Origin of the sequence: Collinsella sp. LCP19S3_F2 (assembly GCF_052121015.1) — a bacterium.
GTDB lineage: Bacteria > Actinomycetota > Coriobacteriia > Coriobacteriales > Coriobacteriaceae > Collinsella.
Genome location: NZ_JBQKFA010000002.1, coordinates 279884 through 294378 on the forward strand (window position 1 = coordinate 279884; position 14495 = coordinate 294378).

Annotated in this window: 11 protein-coding genes and 1 pseudogene; 7 read left to right on the forward strand and 5 right to left on the reverse strand. The window is 61.9% G+C overall.

From position 1 onward, the window contains the following. The first annotated feature begins 45 nt into the window (after positions 1-45). From ACTQX9_RS02860 to ACTQX9_RS02870, 3 genes are all read left to right on the forward strand, one after another. Entirely contained in the window at positions 46-675 is a 630-nt protein-coding gene (locus tag ACTQX9_RS02860; protein ID WP_154518552.1) for an HAD family hydrolase, read from the forward strand. 206 nt (positions 676-881) lie between these two features. Beyond that, positions 882-1889 (forward strand): YitT family protein, encoded by a 1008-nt coding sequence (locus ACTQX9_RS02865; RefSeq protein WP_441540435.1) that lies wholly within the window; start codon positions 882-884, stop codon positions 1887-1889. A gap of 142 nt (positions 1890-2031) precedes the next feature. Beyond that, positions 2032-2751, forward strand: a complete 720-nt coding sequence (locus tag ACTQX9_RS02870) for a GntR family transcriptional regulator (RefSeq protein ID WP_427719478.1) — start codon at positions 2032-2034, stop codon at positions 2749-2751. 24 nt (positions 2752-2775) lie between these two features. Here the strand turns inward: ACTQX9_RS02870 and ACTQX9_RS02875 are convergent. Then, positions 2776-2841, reverse strand: a pseudogene (locus tag ACTQX9_RS02875) (hypothetical protein); the annotation flags it as partial. 329 nt (positions 2842-3170) lie between these two features. Here ACTQX9_RS02875 and ACTQX9_RS02880 point away from each other — a divergent pair. The 3 genes from ACTQX9_RS02880 to ACTQX9_RS02890 all read left to right on the forward strand — a co-directional run bounded on the left by ACTQX9_RS02880 (position 3171) and on the right by ACTQX9_RS02890 (position 7018). Continuing rightward, positions 3171-5147, forward strand: coding sequence for a RecQ family ATP-dependent DNA helicase (locus ACTQX9_RS02880; RefSeq protein ID WP_441540436.1), 1977 nt, complete (start codon positions 3171-3173; stop codon positions 5145-5147). A gap of 2 nt (positions 5148-5149) precedes the next feature. Next, a complete protein-coding gene (locus ACTQX9_RS02885) occupies positions 5150-5905 on the forward strand; it encodes a GntR family transcriptional regulator (RefSeq protein ID WP_441540437.1) in 756 nt (251 codons plus the stop codon). Positions 5906-6049: 144 nt separating this feature from the next. Beyond that, complete coding sequence (locus ACTQX9_RS02890; protein ID WP_441540438.1) at positions 6050-7018, forward strand: SIS domain-containing protein; 969 nt, start codon at positions 6050-6052, stop codon at positions 7016-7018. 381 nt (positions 7019-7399) lie between these two features. Here ACTQX9_RS02890 and ACTQX9_RS02895 read toward each other — a convergent pair whose 3' ends face one another. After that, positions 7400-8377, reverse strand: coding sequence for an L-lactate dehydrogenase (locus ACTQX9_RS02895; RefSeq protein WP_441540439.1), 978 nt, complete (start codon positions 8375-8377; stop codon positions 7400-7402). A 211-nt stretch (positions 8378-8588) separates the two neighbouring features. On the opposite strand from ACTQX9_RS02895, the gene metA reads away from it, so the two are divergent. Next, positions 8589-9515, forward strand: a complete 927-nt coding sequence (metA, locus tag ACTQX9_RS02900) for a homoserine O-acetyltransferase MetA (protein ID WP_427795205.1) — start codon at positions 8589-8591, stop codon at positions 9513-9515. 91 nt (positions 9516-9606) lie between these two features. On the opposite strand, the gene ACTQX9_RS02905 is transcribed toward metA, so the two are convergent. The 3 genes from ACTQX9_RS02905 to ACTQX9_RS02915 all read right to left on the reverse strand — a co-directional run bounded on the left by ACTQX9_RS02905 (position 9607) and on the right by ACTQX9_RS02915 (position 14387). Beyond that, positions 9607-10203: a 5-formyltetrahydrofolate cyclo-ligase gene (locus tag ACTQX9_RS02905; protein WP_441540440.1), complete on the reverse strand. Its 597-nt coding sequence runs from the start codon at positions 10201-10203 to the stop codon at positions 9607-9609. Positions 10204-10592: 389 nt separating this feature from the next. Continuing rightward, on the reverse strand, positions 10593-13637 hold the full coding sequence (locus ACTQX9_RS02910) for an insulinase family protein (protein ID WP_441540441.1): 3045 nt from the start codon (positions 13635-13637) through the stop codon (positions 10593-10595). Positions 13638-13895: 258 nt separating this feature from the next. Next, complete coding sequence (locus tag ACTQX9_RS02915; RefSeq protein WP_441540442.1) at positions 13896-14387, reverse strand: hypothetical protein; 492 nt, start codon at positions 14385-14387, stop codon at positions 13896-13898. Positions 14388-14495: the final 108 nt, after the last annotated feature.

The window sequence follows — 14495 nt, forward strand, 5'->3', positions numbered from 1 at the left end:
ACCAAAATAAACCTGTCCCTTTTTGGCAGGTGGAAGGAGGAGCGTATGATCAAGGCAGTGCTGTTTGACATGGACGGCGTGCTGGTCGATACCGAGTGGTTCTACAACCGTCGCCGCGTGGCGTTTATGGAAGAGAAGGGGTTCCACTTTGACGAGATCCCCGACCTTTCGGGGTCTAACGAGCCGGCCATTTGGAAGGCGCTGGTGCCCGACGATGTTGAGCTGCGTGAGCGCCTGCGCGTGGAGTACAAGCAGGTCTACAGCCCGCACCACCCCGTTCCGTATGCCGAGCTTCTCAACGAGCAGACGGAGCCGGTGATGCGTGAGCTGCATGAGCGCGGCGTGAAGTGTGCCATCGCGAGCTCGTCCTATCGCGAGCTGATCGACGAGCTGGTGGAGATTGCCGGCATCGCCGACGTGCTGGACTACACCATCAGCGGTCACGAGTGCAGTGCGTTTAAGCCCGACCCCGAGATCTACCAGCGTGCCATGGAGGCGCTGGGGGTGGAGCCTGCCGAGTGCCTGGTTATCGAGGATTCGCCTCTGGGCATCGAGGCTGGCAAGCGCTCTGGCGCCCGCGTCCTGGCGCTGCGTCCGCACGAGGGCGTCAACCTGGACCAGTCTGCCGCCGACGTTGTCATCGACAATCTGTGTGACATCCTACCTGCCATTTAGGGACAGGTTTATTTTGGCAGGTTTTATCTGGGCAAATGCCGAATTCGCCGTGAAGGGATCGCTCTCTTCACGGCGTTTTTCTTTTGAGCGGCCTCACGGTCCTTCTGATGGTTGTCGAGAGAGGGTGAATTGAGGCGCCCCCGCACGCTCCATGCTACAATCGCGGGCATGCCCCACAACTATATCTGCCTTCGAAAGGAGCCTGCGTGGCGGATGCCATCGATCAGCTCACGGACCGCGTGCTCGTACTCGGCCGCCTCACCATCGTCCGCCGTGCCATTACTGCCGTGGCAGTCACGGTCTCTGCCGTTCTCCAGACATTCCTGATCCAGGCGTTCATTCGGCCCGCTGACCTGCTTCCGAGCGGTTTTACCGGCGTCGCGGTCCTTCTCGATCGCGTTACCTCGCTAGGCGGCGTTCACATCGACATCTCGCTCGGTATGCTCGCACTCAACATCCCCGTGGCGCTCCTATGCTGGAACGGCATTAGCAAGCGCTTCGTCATCTTCTCGATGATGCAGGTCGTGCTCTCGTCGCTGTTCCTCAACGTCTTTCACTTTGCGCCGTTTTTAGGCGACAAGATCATGCTCATCATTTTTGGCGGCGTGGTCTCGGGCCTGGGTGCTGCCATCGCGCTTAAGTCCGGCGCATCCACCGGCGGCACCGACTTTATCGCGCTGTGGGTTTCCAACCACACAGGCAAGACCATCTGGGGCGTCATCTTTGGCTTTAACTGCTTTATCCTGGCAATCTTTGGTTTTATGTTTGGCTGGGACAAGGCGGCGTATTCCATTGTGTTTCAGTTTATTTCGACCAAGACCATCGACAGTTTCTATCATCGCTACGATCGTGTGACGCTGCAGATCACGACGCGTAAGGCAGACGAGGTCATGACTGCCTACATAAACCATTTTCAGCACGGCATTAGCTGCGCCGAGGTCGTCGGCGGATACAGCCGCGAGAAGATGTACCTGCTGCACACCGTTGTCTCGACCTACGAGAGCCAGGACATTATCAAGCTGGTGTGCGACGTTGATCCCGGCGCCGTGATCAACGTGTTCCACACGCTCAACTTTGTGGGCGGTTGGTGGGGCGGTCATGTCGACGAACCCATGCCCACGGCCGTTCCCGATCCCGACAAGCCCGCACGCATGGCCAGCAGGCAGGTGCGCCTCAGCGAACAGGACAGCTTGCAGCAGGGCGACGGCAAGTAAGGTATTTGGCATTTTGCCGGCTCTGCTCAATCCTGTCCCTTTTTGGTAGGAAGGGTGTATCGTTTTATCGTTATGAGGTAACATAAAACTAGACGTTATATACGTATTTGTTATCCCGATATTTCGATAAGAGTGATTAGATATGCCTGCACCCAAAAATGCGCCGCTGTACCAGCAGATTTACGACGAAATCAAGGATTCGATCGAGAAGGGTGTTTATGCACCCAAGGAGCGTATCCCGTCCGAGCTTGAGCTTGCCGAGCAGTACGAGGTGAGCCGTATTACGGTGCGCCGCGCCGTAGAGGAGCTGTGTTCCGATGGCTATCTGGTTAAACAGCAAGGCCGTGGCACGTTTGTCTCCACGCCGCACATCAACCGCCAGTTTCATGCCTCGATGCTGCAGACGTTTACCGCGCTGTGTGCCGACAATGGCATGAAGGCCGGCGCGCATGTAATCGATCGCCAGATCGTTCCGGCGCGCCAAAACGAGATGGAGTTCTTTGGCCTGCAGAAGGATGCGCTGCTGCTGCATATCAAGCGCGTGCGTACGGCCGACGGCGAGCCCATCTTTGAGGAGAACATCTTTGTGCCCTTTGACGCCTACCGTGAGCTGTTGACGGCCGATCTTGAGGACAAGTCGATTTTTGCCGAGGTCGAGCGTGTTGGTGGAACGCCGATTGCCTCGGTTGGCTACCGCACGGTCGAGGCCGTTCGCGCCAATGCCGAGCAGGCGGCCGAGCTGGGCATCGCTCCGCACGATCCGCTGCTCAACCTGCGTGCCGGCTTTACCGGTCCCAATGGCGAGCCGGTTTTGCTCGGCAAGCAGTACTACGTGGGTAGCCGCTACGTCATGGTCATATAAGTTACGCGGTTTTACCAAACCGCGTAACGGCTCGACGCTACGCCTTTGGTTCCGCCGTTCTAACGAACGGCGGACCGGTCGACGCTGCAAACGCCCCTAAGCGGCAATCTGACGTTCAATCGTCGGTCGCGTACAAAAGTACGCTTCCCTCCTCTTTCACGTCACCTTGCTCGCTTAGGGGCGTTTTCGCTGACTTATGCTCAACCTGCGACGTTTCCGCGCTTGTCAAGAATGTCCCCAATGACTACCCGCAGAATGAGCGTGGATAATCTCCCGTTTTTTGCTTGGTGACGGGCTCAAAGCGGGAGATTATCCACGCTCGTTCCCATCGGATTACATTGCCCGTGGCCGGCAGCCGTGTGCTGCTGTCCGCGTGGCGGCGTATAATCGGCGGCAGATGACTTGGACGTTAGGAAACCATGACCGATAGCATGCAGCAGATGGCGCTCGATACGCTCGGCGCCTATTTTGGCTACACCTCGTTTCGCCCGGGGCAGGACCGCATGGTCGATGTGATCCTTGCCGGCCGCGATGCGCTGGGCGTTATGCCCACGGGCGCCGGCAAGTCCATTTGCTACCAGGTGCCCGCGCTCATGCTGCCCGGTATCACCTTTGTGGTGAGTCCGCTGCTGTCGCTTATGGAGGATCAGACCCGTGCATTGCTCGCGGCGGGTGCGCGACCCAGCTATCTCAACTCCAGTCTTACTCCGGCCCAGCAAAACACCGTGCTCAAGCGGGCGCGCGAGGGCCGCTACCAGCTTATGTACGTGGCGCCCGAGCGTCTGCTCGAGCCGCGCTTTTTAGCTTTTGCGCGGGAGGCCGCCGCCGGCATTGGCGTGCCGCTCGTGGCCATTGACGAGGCCCACTGCGTAAGCCAGTGGGGCCAGGATTTCCGTCCCGCCTACCTGCAGATTCGCGAGTTCATCGATTCCCTGCCGCAGCGCCCCATCGTGGCGGCCTTTACCGCTACGGCGACCGAGCGCGTGCGTGCGGACATTCAGCAGATGCTCGGCCTGCAAAACCCCGCGACGGTGGTGACGGGCTTCGATCGCAAGAACCTCTACTTTGGCTGCGAGGAGATGGGCGACAAGGCCAAGGCCGCGTGGGTGCGCGACTATGTGATCGCACATTCGAGCGAAAGCGGCATCGTGTATTGCTCGACTCGCAAGACCGTCGATGCGCTGGCAAGCGAGCTTGCCGAGGCGCTGGGCTCCAGCGGCATTCGCGTTGGCCGCTACCATGCCGGCATGGGCAACGACGCCCGCCGGCAAAGCCAGCGCGCCTTTATCGACGACGATATCCAGGTAATGGTTGCCACCAACGCCTTTGGCATGGGTATCGACAAGCCCAACGTGCGCTACGTGATTCACAACAACGTGCCCGAGAGCATCGAGGCGTACTACCAGGAGGCGGGCCGCGCCGGTCGCGATGGCGACCCAGCCAGCTGCCATTTGCTGTGGAACGGCAACGATTTTCGCATGCGTCGCTTTTTGATCGATCGCGGCGATGCTGCCGACGAGGCGCTCGATGACGAGCAACGCGCGTGGGCGCTCCAGAATCGATACCGCCTGCTCAGCCAGATGGAGGGCTACTGCAATACCACCGGCTGCCTGCGCGAATACATGCTGCGCTACTTTGGCGACGAGGCTGCGGCCGAGCATACCGCCGCAGCCGGTGCTAGCGGTGCCGCCACGGACGACGCCGAGGGCTGCGGCAACTGCAGCAACTGCCTCACGCAGTTCGAGGTCGAGGACGTCACCGATATGGCCCGCGCCGCCGTGCGCTATGTGGCTACGCGTCCCATGCGTTTTGGCAAGTCGCTGATCGCCGACGTGCTCCACGGCGGCAACACCGAGCGCATTCGCCAGATGCATCTGGACGAGGACCGCGGCTACGGTGAGCTGTCGAGCGAATCGGTCGGGCGCATCAAGGACATCATCGGGCAGCTGTGCGGCCGCGGTTATTTGGCAACCTCACAGGGACAGTACCCGGTCGTGGGACTGGGACCGCGTGCCGGCGAGGTCGAGGACGAGGCGTTTGCCTTTACCGTTAAGCGTCGTGCATCCAAGCGCAAGGCCTCGGCCCGCGCCCGCCGTGCGGTGGATCTGCTACGCGAGGAGGCCGAGCTGGATCAGCGCCCGCGCGTGGGCGACGATGCCGAGCTGTTCGAGCGCTTGCGTGCACTCCGCAAGGAGATTTCGATCGAGCTGGAGATGGCGCCGTACATGGTCTTCTCCGATAAGGCCCTGCGCGGTCTGTGCCGCCTGCGCCCTCAGACGCGCGACGAGCTTATCCGGGTCAACGGCATTGGTGAGAAAAAAGCCGACGCCTTTGGCGAGCAGTTTATGGCGGCGATTGAAGAGTTTGAATCCGAGCATGCACGGGATGGAGCGTAACGATGGTAGCCGATAGCAAGACCGACCGTACTGACGTGTCCGCCGTGCCGCTGTACCAGCAGGTTATGGACGACCTAAAGGGCGAGATCGCGCGCGGCGTGTACGCTGCCGGCTCGCGCATTCCTTCCGAGATGGAGCTCGCGAAGTCCTACGGCGTGGGGCGCATTACCGTGCGTCGCGCCATTGAGGAGTTGTCGCGCGCGGGATATCTCAACCGTCAGCAGGGGAGGGGCACGTTTGTGTGTGCGCCCAAGCTCAAGCGCAAGATTGTCCAGAAAGGCGACGTCCAGAGTTTTACCGAGGCCTGCGCTGCCAACGACATGGCGGCCGGAGCGCGCCTGGTGTCGCGCACGGTGATTGCGGCGACGCGCGAGGACGCGGCTTTTTTTGGCGTGGAACCCGGCTGCGAGCTCATCGTGGTCGAGCGCGTGCGCACGGCCGATGGCGTGCCCGTCATGCTCGAGAACAACGCCTTTGTGCTGGCCGACCATCCCTATCTGCAGCAGCTTGCCGACGAGGACCTCGCCGACAATTCGATTTTTGCGCTCGTTGCCGTGCATTCGGGCCGCGCACCGCTCAAGTCCGATCCCTGTACCGTGGAGATCGCGCTCGCTGATGCTCAGACGGCCCCGCTGTTGGAGGTGCCGGTCGGCGAGCCGCTCTTTTATATGGAGGCGTACTTTACCGATGCGGACGAGCGGCCCTTGCTGCTCGGGCGCCAAAAGATCGTGGGCTCGCGCTACGTGTTCGACATCTAACGTCCATAGATAGAACAATACAGAACAAGTTCGGTGAAATGAATTCACCTGCGACAGCTTGCGTGCTATAAATAGGACAACATAGAACGACCGCAGGTACGAGCTGTCGACGCTCAAAGCCGCCACACAGGGAGGAATGTCACCGTGAACGCGCACGATCTGGTTCAGGAAATTATCGAGCGCAAGGGTAAGATCGAGAATGTCTTTTGGATCGCCTGCGGCGGTTCGATGATTGACCTTATGCCGGCCAATGAGCTGCTCAAGCGCGAGGCAACCACGTTTGCCTCGACGGTCTACACGGCGCGCGAGTTTTGCCTTATGGCCCCCAAGAGCCTAGGGCCGAAGTCACTCGTCATCGCCTGTAGCCACAGCGGTAACACGCAGGAGGTCGTCGACGGCTGCGAGATGGCGCTGGCCGCCGGTGCCGAGGTCGTGACTATGACTGACTACGCGGGCTCCAAGATCGATAACAGCAAGTGGACCACCTGGGTTTACCCGTGGGGCAAGGGCGAGTCGCAGGCCGAAGTTCCGCAGGGCATCGGCGCTCTGATCGCCGCCGAGCTGCTCGACCAGCAGGAGGGCTACGAGGCGCTCGCCGACATGTACGCCGGCCTTAAGCAGATGGACGCGCTGCTGCCCGCTGCCCGCGAGAAGGTCAACGCCGAGCTGGGCGATCGCTTTGCCGAGCTCTGCCAGCAGCACAAGTTCTTCTATATCCTGGGCTCCGGCCCCAACTTTAGCCAGACCTACGCCATGGCCATCTGCTCGCTCATGGAGATGCAGTGGCAGCACTGCTGCTACATCCACTCCGGCGAGTATTTCCACGGTCCCTTCGAGGCTACCGAGCCCGGCGTGTTCTACTTTGTGCAGCTTGGCGCTGGCGAGTGTCGCCCCATGGAGGAGCGCGCACTGGCATTTCTCAACACGCACACCGATACAGTCATGGTGCTCGATGCGCTTGAGTACGGCGTGGGCGAGGTGCCTGCCAGCGTGCGTTTGTACCTGGAGCCGATCTTCTTCTATGCGATGAGCCGTGAGCTGCGCGCCGCCCGCGGCAAGGTATTTGACCACAGTCCCGAGGTTCGCCGCTACATGGGCGTCGAGCAGTACTAGGTAACGGGGAACGCAATTTTTCATGACGGGGCCTTCGCCAAGCGCGGGCCCCGTTTGCGTCACGGCCCCCCTTTCTGTTTGTCGAAAACGAAGTCAAATACTTTTCTCGAGAAGTGAACGACCTATTTTGGACCCCCGAAGCATCGACATTTTTTGACGCCAAAACAGCAGGAAAATCTTAATGAAACTGCAGGAAATGGTCTCCACAAAGTGCCGATGCTTCGAGGGCTCGTTTTTGCTCGTTCACTTTTCGGGAAAAGTATTAGACCTAAATCTGCAAGCGTGTCGCGTGAGTCAAAAAGCGGGCCGCGCCGGTGGGTTTCCGGCGCGGCCCGCTTTACATTGTGTCCGTATGAGTGAGTTGTCGCATCAACCGGCGGACTACTTGGCGTCGTAGGCCTCGGCGTCCCACCAGTCGAGCTGGGCGATGTTGTCGCGGATGTGCTGACAGCTCTTGTGGAAGCCCTCGAGCTCGTGCTCGGAAAGGTCGAGCGTGTAGACCTCCTCGACGCCCTCGGCGCCGATCACGCACGGCAGGGAGGTAAAGATGCCCTCCTCGCCATACTGGCCGGTCATAAGCGTAGAGGCCGAAAGCACGGCGTGCTCGTTGTGCAGCACGGCGGCGCAGACGCGCGTGGCGGAGTTGGCAACGGCGTACTCGGTGCACTGCTTGCCGGCGTAAGTCACATAACCGCCCTTGCGTGCGAGCTCCTCGACTTCCATGTGGTCGAAGGCGTACTTGTCGGGGTTCTCGGCCTGAAGCTCGTTGAGGCTCTTGCCGGCGATGGTTGCGGCCTTAAAGGCGGCCAGCTGGCTAAAGCCATGCTCGCCGATCATGTAGGCGTCGATGGACTTGGGGCTCACCCCGACCTTCTTGGAGATCTCGGTGCACAGGCGGGCAGAGTCCAGGCCACAGCCCGAGCCGATGATCTTCTTGGGATCGTAGCCGGTCAGGTGCCACAGCTCGGTGCACACGACGTCGCAGGGATTGGAGATGCTCACGAAGATGCCGTCGAAGCCGGCGTCGACGATGCGCTTGGCAAAGGTGCGGGCGGCGTCGGTGGTAAAGAACAGCTCGCCGTCGCGGTTGCCGGCGGCCAGTGCGACCTTGCCGGCGGCGTTGACGATGACGTCGCAGCAGGCCAGCTCCTCGTAGTGGTCGTAGCAGTTGACGATCTTGGTGTTGTACGGAACAAACGAAAGGGAGTCGCGCAGGTCCTGGACCTCGGACGTCACCTTTGCCTCGTTGATATCGCAGAGGTACAGCTCATCGGCAATGCCCTGCATGAGCAGGCTGTTGGCGACATGTGCTCCTACGTGGCCCTGGCCGACCACACCGATCTTACGCGTCTGGTACATATTCATATCCTTTCGGCCGAGTATTTCGCATCGAACCATTGTAGCGTCCTGCTGCCACTTTGCTAGGCTAAAGCGCCGTTGATTTTTGGGACATGCCTTAATCTCTACTTTTGGAGTGATTTGGGCCGCTGACGGTGTCTCGGGGCGATGCACTCGCGCGGATGGGGCCGCTCGTTGTACCATAGCTGCAACTGACTCGTAAGGAGCATCCATGCCCATTCGCATCCCCGACGCCCTCCCTGCCGCCGCGCAGCTCGAGAGCGAGAACATCTTTGTCATGACCGAGTACCGCGCGCTGCACCAGGACATCCGTCCGCTGCGCGTGCTCATCCTCAACCTCATGCCAACCAAGATCGCCACCGAGACGCAGATCATGCGCAAGCTCTCCAACACGCCGCTGCAGGTAGAGGTGGACCTGCTGCGCACCAAGACGCACGAGGCCACGCACGTGAGTGCCGGCCACCTGGAGACGTTCTACCGTACGTTCGACGACATCCGCGATATCCACTACGACGGCCTGATCATCACGGGCGCGCCGGTGGAGCAGATGCCGTTCGAGGAGGTCGACTACTGGCCCGAGCTCTGCCAGATCATGGATTGGTCCACCACGCACGTGCACTCTACGCTGCATATTTGCTGGGGTGCACAGGCAGGGCTCTACCATCATTACGGTATCCAGAAGTGCGACCTGCCGGCCAAGGCGAGCGGCGTGTTTGAGCATTATCTGGTGAAGCCGCAAAGCCCGCTGGTCCGCGGCTTTGACGACCGCTTCTATGCCGTGCACTCACGCAATACCGATGTGCGCCGCGAGGACGTGGAGGCCGAGCCGCAGCTTGAGGTCGTGGCCGTATCAGATGAGGTGGGCCTGTACATCGTCAAGTCGACCGACAGTCGCCGCTTCTTTGTCTTTGGCCATCCCGAGTACGATACCGACACGCTGCGCCTGGAGTACGAGCGCGACGTGAAGCGCGGGCTCAACCCCCAGGTGCCGGCGCATTACTTCCCAGGTGACGACCCCACCGCCGAGCCGCGCAACGTCTGGCGCAGCCAGGCTCAGCTGTTCTACACCAACTGGCTCAACTACTACGTCTACCAGACCACGCCCTACGACCTGGCCCGCGCCGGCGAGGAGCACTAGGCTACGGCCGCGGTTGCGGTTGTGGCTTCGGCTGCGGCGTGACGAGCGTGGATTTTCGGATGCCCATCTTGCGGGTGCGATACAACGGCGGTTAGGCGCTGATGATGTGGGGTAGCGGCAGGTCGTGGGTGTCGGTGGGAACGTGGTCGACACGCTGCTCGTCAAAGGCGATGCCGATGATTTGGCATGCGGGCGAGATCGTGGGCAGGTAGCGGTCGTAGCAGCCGCCGCCGTAGCCCAGGCGCGCGCCGGTGTGGTCGAAGGCTACGAGCGGCACGACGATCATATCGAGCGCCTCGGCAGGCACGATAGGAAAGCGGCTGCTGTCGACGTCCATGGCTGCGAAGGCCCGCGTAGGGTGGGCGATAAACGGGGCCTCGGACGCATCGCCGGCAGCAACTGCCCGCATGCACATGCGCTGGCCACAAGCCACGGTGTCAGCTGCCGAGAACATGCACGGATAGGCCACGCGCCAGCCGTGTTTTGCGGCCGCTGCGGCAAACGCGGCAGGATCTGCCTCGGAGCCCATGGCGGCATAGACGGCAACGGTGCGCGGGGCCGCGGGACCCGAGCCGCCCAGCAACTCAACGAGCCGCGCGCATACAGCAGCAGACTTTGCCGCCCGCATATCCAAATCTAGAGCGTCGCGCCGGGCAATTATCGCCCGCCGCAACTCGGCCTTATCCATCCCGGCCCCTCTCTCAAACCTACCAAAAAGGGACAGGTTTATTTTGGTAGGTTTTATCTGGTCAAATGTCGAAACCACCACGCAAACCATCGCAAGGGGAGCAGTTCATGGACACCTTCGTGGGTTTTGACGAAGAGTGGGTGTTCGCGGCGGTGTGTCTCGATCTGTAACAGTAACTCGGCAAAATCGGGCCTAGATGTTACAGATTGAGACAAAGGGCCGGCGTCATCCGAAAACGTCTCGATTTGTAACATCTGGAGCCAATATTGCCGCCTAGATGTTACAGATTTAGACAAACTGGTGTGACGGGCTGAGCTGCCCCGCCCAAGCAGCGGCAAAAGAAAAGGTAGATTTTCAGGCATGTCCCAAAAATCTACCTTTGCTGTGCGTTAGCCCAGCAGGTCGATGACGTTGAAGCCGGCGTTGCTCTTGGCGATGACGTCTCGGCCGCCAAAGACGCAGGTGGGCGAGACGGCTGCGATGCGCGTCACGTCGGCGGCGAGTGAGCGCAACTCACCGGGCGTGGCGGCGAGCATCTGGGCGCGGCGCTCCTCGCGTGCATGTGGATCGAGTCCGGCCAGGTAGGTCGTGTTGCGGCGTTTGGTGAGCGCGTACGGCTTCACCGGCGCATCCATGCCGCTCACGCAGCTCACGATAAAGCCCTCAAAGGCTGCCTCGTCGGGCTCAAAACCGCCGAGCCATTCGCCTGCGCGCGCCACGCGCTCAATCGAGGGGTCGATTGCCGGGTCGCGGTAGGTGTAGAACGCCGCCTGACGCTCACCTGCCGCGCGGAATCCGCAGCCGTACGCCCCGCCTTTCACGCGGATCTCGTTCCACAGGTAGTCGTAGGAGAGCGCGTTGGCGGCAACCGCCCAGGCGCCCGTCACGTCAATGCCCAGGCGACGCGGGTCGCATGCGCTTGCCGCAAAGCAGATGTCGCTGGGGATGACAAAAGCCTCGTGGCGGTTGCACGGCGTCGGCACCACGAGCGTGTCGCGGCCGGCAACAGCACCGTCGCCCGCACCCAACCCCAGGTCGCCCGCGGCGGCCCAGTACGCGTCAAAGTCCTCATCGCTGCCGGTAAAGCTCGCCAGACAGCCGTCGGCCACAAAGATGCGGCCTGCCAGCTCGGCAAGCTTGGCGCGCAGATCGTCCAGGCGCTCGTCAAAGTGGTCGAGCAGATCGCGCAGGAACAAGTAGAAGTCCACGCCCGAAAGCTGCTCGCGCACCACGGCCGAAGGCGAGCTGTAGCTCATCGCGCGACCAAGCGCCGCCGAGTGGCCGTTGTTAATGAAGCCCTGCTCAAGCCCAATGCGAATCTGCGTGAGCACGTCGCGCACGCGGTCGGCGTCGGCATCGAGCAACAGCGTGCTCGACCACACCTCGCGCGGCAGGCTCGCCAGCGCATCGATCTTCTCGGACAGGGCGCCGGCGCTCACCAGCAGGTAGGGGCGCACGCCGTCCACGTCGGGCTGGGTCATGACCTCGGTCGTAAAGCTCAAAAAGCCCAGCTTGCCGGCGATAAGGTTGTCGAGCTCCTCGGCCGAGTGTTCGCTCGTGGGTAGCTGTTTGAGCAGGCGACAGAGCAGGGTCACATAGGGCAGGTCCTCAAACGCGACGCAGCTCAGGTCGAAATACTGCATGGCGTAGGCCAGGCGGTTGGTGGGGATGCCGTGGCGCAGGCAGGGGATGGGCGCGGTCGTGTCCACGACCAACGGCGGCTCGGGGCGCGCCTCGCCAATGTCGGACACGCGCAGGCGTGGCAGCGTGGCCTTGGCCTCGGGCGCGTCATCCGCCTCCTGCGCGGCGCGCAGCGCAGCCGTGCGCTCGACCACATCGGCCAGCTCGGCATCGGTCATGGCATCGCGCTTGGCTGCCAGCTCGGCGGCCTCGGCACTCTCCGCACCCTCGGCGGCATCCACCGGCACCAGCTCGACCAGCGCCATGTGGTCGTTTTCCAGCACGAGCTCGCGCAGCAGGTCCTCAAAATGGCTGCCGTCCAGCTCGCCGCGCAGCTCCTCGTACACCGGGCCGTACTTGAGCGCCAGCGTCGCGGCGTCGTCATCGTAGAGCCAGGTGCTCAGCGCGTCGCACGCAATGGCCACGCCGTCGGCGATACCGTAGTCGCGCTGGCGCAGGTCGTATTCGTTGCTGCTGATGATGGCCTCCAGGCGCTCGCGCGGAACGCCGTGCTCGCACAGGTCGCGGCAGGCGTCCTGGAACACGCGGCGCAGCTCGCGCGCCACGCCGGGCTGAGCGTTTTGCAGCATGATGAGCTCGTAGGGCTGCAGGCTCTCGGCCGCGGTGTAGCTCACCACGTTGCCGCCCAGGCCGGCGGCAAGAATGGCCTTCTTAACCGGTGCTTCGTTGGAGCCCAGCAGCGCCTCGAACAGGATGTCCGCGGCGATCGTGCGCTTGCGGTCGAGCGCGCTGCCCAGCACAAGACCCAGGCCCACCAGGGCGTTCTCGGGTGTGGTGGCCATCTCGACGCGCTTGTACTCGCAGGTCACGGGCGCCTGCACGACCAGCGGATTGGGCGCCAGCGTGGACGGGTCCTCGCCGGCGGCGACGGCTGCGTCCATGCGGCGGCTCGCGGCACTCGGCTGCGACAGATAGCGCTCGTCCAAAAAGGCCAGTGCACGGTCCACGTCCAGGTCGCCGTAGAGCGTGATGTAGGAGTTGGAAGGATTGTAGTGGCGCGCGTGCGTGTCCAGGAACTGCTCGTAGGTGAGCGCAGGGATCGCGCGCGGGTCGCCGCCGCTCTCGTGCGCATAGGCGGTGTCGGGATAAAGCGCGGCGTTGACGGCATCGTCCAGCACGCTCATGGGGTCGGACAGCGCGCCCTTCATCTCATTGAAAACCACGCCGTTATAGCGTAGGGTTCCCTCGCGCAGGCTTGCGGAACTGCCGTTGCCCTCGCCCTCGGCGCCCTTCGGCAGGTCCAGCTCGTAGTGCCAGCCCTCCTGCTCAAAAATGGTGGGCTTGGTATAGATGGCCGGGTTGAACACCGCGTCCAGGTACACGTCCATCAGGTTGTACAGATCCTGCTCGTTGGTGGTGGCGACGGGGTAGATGGTCTTGTCGGGGTAGGTCATGGCGTTGAGGAACGTCTGCATGGAGCTCTTGATCAGGTCGACGAACGGCTCCTTGACGGGAAATTTGGCCGATCCGCACAGCACCGAGTGCTCGAGGATATGGAACACGCCGGTGGAATCAGCCGGCGGCGTCTTAAAGCCAATAGCAAAAGCCTTGTTTTCGTCGTCGCACGCCAGGTACAGCAGGCGAGCGCCCGAGGCGGTGTGGCGCAGCACGTAGGCGTCCGAGTCGAGCTCGGGCACGGTCTCGCAGCGCTCGACGGCAAAACCGTGGCAGGTGGTGCCGGGCACCAGCAGCGCGGCGGCAGCGGTGCGCGGGTCGGTTGAGGTGGTGGGCATATGCAGTCTCCTTTGACGCCCCAGCGGGGGCGAATCGAGTCGAATCCTCGTGAGTATACCCATATGGGGCCGCGGCTCTGCGGCGAACTGGAGACGATGCCGGCGGATTGGACAAAGGCCCCGCGTGCCCGCCGCGCGAGCGTGGATATTCGGTCACACGAGCGCGGATTTTCGGACCGTCCAAAAATCCTCACTCACGTGGCGGCAACCAAGATAAGGCGGCCAGCGCCGGCTTGATGAATAGTGCCGAAAGACGTCCTATGCCTGCGCGTCCGCGTGTCCGGCCATCAGGAACAGCCTAAGAACCAGCTTGATGGCATATCCCGGTTTGATTTCTGCCGCGTCAAAGACGTGGCGCTCGGTGAGCTCGCTGCAGTATGCGTAGATATCGCGGATAAGGTCCGCGCCCGAAAGCGTAAACATGTAGCCTGCGTCCGAAAGCGCATTGGGCGCGGCGGGCAACTTGGCCATGTGGCAGAACGTTTGCAGGTCGGGCGCCATAACATTCTGGTAGTCGAGGTGGCCGCTGGCATCCTGTGCGGCAAGCTCCAATTGGCGCATAAAATCCAGCGCCGCCGCTAACACAAAGCTCGGCGTAGGCGCATTGACGTCCTGAGTAGTCGCCACAAGCCTGCCCGCTGCCTGCGTGACAAGCCAAGCGACCTCGCGCTGGCAACGCACGGCCTTGCGCGTCACCGGCTTGATGGACGAAGAAGAAACGCTTCCCTTAGGCGGATTCGAAGCAGCCATAAGACCCTCCCATGAACAATCCGGCCCAATAAGCCCGGATGAAACACGTGCTACATCAGTATACAGGGGAGTGGGATAGCGGGGTACGAGCGCGCCAGCGGCAAACCG

What these genes read in the sequence shown, in the direction of transcription:
- ACTQX9_RS02860 (WP_154518552.1), top strand. Translation starts at nt 46, where the DNA reads ATGATCAAGGCAGTGCTGTTTGACATGGACGGCGTGCTGGTCGATACC.
- ACTQX9_RS02870 (WP_427719478.1), top strand. Translation starts at nt 2,032, where the DNA reads ATGCCTGCACCCAAAAATGCGCCGCTGTACCAGCAGATTTACGACGAA.
- ACTQX9_RS02880 (WP_441540436.1), top strand. Translation starts at nt 3,171, where the DNA reads ATGACCGATAGCATGCAGCAGATGGCGCTCGATACGCTCGGCGCCTAT.
- ACTQX9_RS02885 (WP_441540437.1), top strand. Translation starts at nt 5,150, where the DNA reads ATGGTAGCCGATAGCAAGACCGACCGTACTGACGTGTCCGCCGTGCCG.
- ACTQX9_RS02895 (WP_441540439.1), bottom strand. Translation starts at nt 8,377, where the DNA reads ATGTACCAGACGCGTAAGATCGGTGTGGTCGGCCAGGGCCACGTAGGA.
- metA (WP_427795205.1), top strand. Translation starts at nt 8,589, where the DNA reads ATGCCCATTCGCATCCCCGACGCCCTCCCTGCCGCCGCGCAGCTCGAG.
- ACTQX9_RS02905 (WP_441540440.1), bottom strand. Translation starts at nt 10,203, where the DNA reads ATGGATAAGGCCGAGTTGCGGCGGGCGATAATTGCCCGGCGCGACGCT.
- ACTQX9_RS02910 (WP_441540441.1), bottom strand. Translation starts at nt 13,637, where the DNA reads ATGCCCACCACCTCAACCGACCCGCGCACCGCTGCCGCCGCGCTGCTG.
- ACTQX9_RS02915 (WP_441540442.1), bottom strand. Translation starts at nt 14,387, where the DNA reads ATGGCTGCTTCGAATCCGCCTAAGGGAAGCGTTTCTTCTTCGTCCATC.